Origin of the sequence: Kocuria sp. CCUG 69068 (genome assembly GCF_020833785.1) — a bacterium.
Taxonomy (GTDB): domain Bacteria; phylum Actinomycetota; class Actinomycetes; order Actinomycetales; family Micrococcaceae; genus Kocuria; species Kocuria rosea.
This window is the reverse complement of sequence record NZ_PDDL01000208.1, coordinates 1-2,480: the sequence shown is the minus strand read 5'-3', so window position 1 is coordinate 2,480 and position 2,480 is coordinate 1. Positions and strand designations below refer to the sequence as shown.

General features: G+C 76.3%; 2 protein-coding genes and 1 pseudogene. 2 read left to right on the top strand and 1 reads right to left on the bottom strand.

The window, feature by feature from the left end:
* On the bottom strand, positions 1 to 781 hold a 781-nt coding region (locus CRM73_RS18890), incomplete at its 3' end, for an ATP-binding cassette domain-containing protein (RefSeq protein ID WP_229588759.1).
* A 62-nt stretch (positions 782 to 843) separates the two neighbouring features.
* On the opposite strand from CRM73_RS18890, the gene CRM73_RS18885 reads away from it, so the two are divergent.
* Complete coding sequence (locus CRM73_RS18885) at positions 844 to 1,860, top strand: WYL domain-containing protein (protein WP_229588758.1); 1,017 nt, start codon at positions 844 to 846, stop codon at positions 1,858 to 1,860.
* Between the two features lie 10 nt (positions 1,861 to 1,870).
* A pseudogene (locus CRM73_RS18880) lies at positions 1,871 to 2,480 on the top strand (MFS transporter); the annotation flags it as partial.

Here is a 2,480-nt window from a genome sequence, read left to right as displayed (position 1 = left end):
CCGCGGCGGCCGCGCGCCGGACGGCCGCCGCGGCGGCGGGCGGGTCGGCGTCCAGGGTGAGGGCGATCCGGTCGCCGGCCAGGTCCGTCTTGAGCCGGGACGCGGTGTCGTCGGCGATGATCCGTCCCCGGTCCACGACCATGACCCGCTCGGCGAACTGGTCGGCCTCGTCGAGATAGTGGGTGGTGAGGAACAGCGTGGTCCCGTAGCGGCGGCGCAGCTCGAGGATGTGCTCCCACAGGTGCGCACGGGACTGCGGGTCCAGCCCGGTCGTGGGCTCGTCGAGGAAGAGCAGCTGGGGGCCGGGGATCAGTCCCAGGGCGATGTCCACGCGGCGGCGCTGGCCGCCGGAGAGCTTCATCGTGGGCCGGCGGACGAGGTCGCCGAGGCCGAGGGCCTCCACGAGCTCGTCCACGCGGCGCCGCGTCTCCGCCCGGCTCAGCCCGTACAGGGCGCCCTGGCTGAGCAGCTCGTCGCGGACCCGCTGGTACTGTCCGGCCCCGTTCTTCTGCCCGATGTAGCCGATGCGGGCGCGCACCTCGGCCGGCTGCCGGGCGACGTCGAACCCGCACACGGTGGCGGTGCCGCCGGTGGGCCGCAGCAGCGTGGTGAGCATGCGCAGCGAGGTCGACTTGCCCGCGCCGTTGGGCCCGAGGAACGCGGTCAGCGTGCCGGGCGCCACGTTCATGGTCAGGTCGGCCACCGCCTCGACGGTCCGGCCGCCGGGCCCGCGGAAGCTCTTGCTCAGCCCGCGGGCGCTGATGATGGGTGGGGTGCTCATGGGTCCACGGTAGAGCGCATTCAGGCCACCAGCTGTCCGCAGGGGGGCGTAGATTGCGGGTCATGTCCGATCCGACGTCGCGGGTGCTCCGGCTGCTGTCCCTGCTGCAGACCCACCGCTACTGGTCCGGGCCCGAGCTCGCCGAGCGGCTGACGGTCTCCGAGCGGACGCTGCGCCGGGACATCGACCGGCTGCGCGAGCTCGGCTACGAGGTCACGGCCCGCCCCGGCACGGCGGGCGGGTACCAGCTCGCCGGCGGCACCAGCATCCCGCCGCTGCTGCTCGACGACGACGAGGCCGTGGCCATCGCCGTGGGGCTGCGCACCGCCGCGGTGCACGGCGTCGGCGACGGCGAGCAGACGTCGCTGAGCGCCCTGGCCAAGGTCCAGCAGGTGCTGCCGCGGCACCTGCGCCGCCGGGTCGCCGCGCTGCAGGCGCACACCGTCCCGGTGGCCCGCACGGACGCGCACGTGGCCACCGAGGTCCTCGCCCAGCTCGCCCTGGCCTGCCGCGACCACGAGCGGGTGCGCTTCCGCTACGTCGATCGGCAGGGCCGGGAGAGCGCCCGGCTGGTCGAGCCGCACTCCCTGGTCCCGCGGGACCGGTGGTGGTACCTCGTGTCCTGGGACGCCGACCGCGCCGACTGGCGCACGTTCCGCATCGACCGGCTGCGGAGGCTGGCGGGCACCGCCGTGCGCGTCGCGCCGCGGGAGCTGCCCGCCGCGGACGCCGCCGAGTTCGTCCTGGCCGCCCACGGCGCGGCCGCCGCGCGGCACGAGCTGACGGTGCGGATGACCGTGGGCCTGGACCGGGTCCGGGAGCACTTCGGGCCGTGGGCGGCCACGGCGGTGCAGGGTCCCGGGGACACCGTCGACTGGACCGTCACCGGCGGCTCCGTCCCGGAGCTGCTGATGGCGCTGCCCTGGATCCCGGCGGACGTGCCGTGGCGGCTGCTGTGCTCGGACGAGGTGGCCGAGGCCGTGCGCGGGTTCCGGGACCGCCTCGGCGACGCCCTGGACGGCCCGTCGCCCCCTGACTCCAGCGGGCCGGGGGCGGAGGCGGGGGAACCCAGCCCTTAGAGTCGTGGACGTGACCGTCCAGACCACCGCCCTCGACCCCGCGCGGGTCCGGCGCGCCCGGATCGCGGTGTCCGCGTTCTTCCTCACCAACGGCGCCCTCTACGCCAACCTGCTGCCGCGCCTGCCGGAGGTCAAGGACGCGTTCGGGCTCTCCAACACCCTCTACGGCCTGCTGGTCGTGGCGTTCCCGCTCGGGGCGATCCTCGTGGGCGCCCTCCCCGCCCGGGCGATCCGCCGCTTCGGCTCCGGCCGGGTGGCGGCCCTGGGCACCGTCCTGCTCTCCGTGTGCCTCGCGGCCGCCGGGGCCGGGGCGGGCCTGGGCGCCGGCACGGGGCTGGGCGCGGGGGTGTTCCTCGCGGCGATGTTCCTGGGCGGCGCCCTGGACGCCCACGTGGACACCGCCCAGAACGCCCAGGGGATGGAGGTCCAGCGCGCCCGCGGCCGCTCGATCATCAACTCCCTGCACGCCCTGTGGAGCCTGGGCGCCGTGGTCGGCGGGCTCATGGGCACCGCGGCGCTCGCCCTCGGCGTGCCCCTGGGGTGGCACCTGCCGGCGAGCGGGCTCGTGTGGAGCGCGGTCGCCCTCGTGGCGCTGCGCGCCGCGCTGAGCCCGGCCGAGG

Coding starts and splice junctions, on each gene's coding strand:
- CRM73_RS18885 (WP_229588758.1), top strand. CDS start 844: ATGTCCGATCCGACGTCGCGGGTGCTCCGGCTGCTGTCCCTGCTGCAG.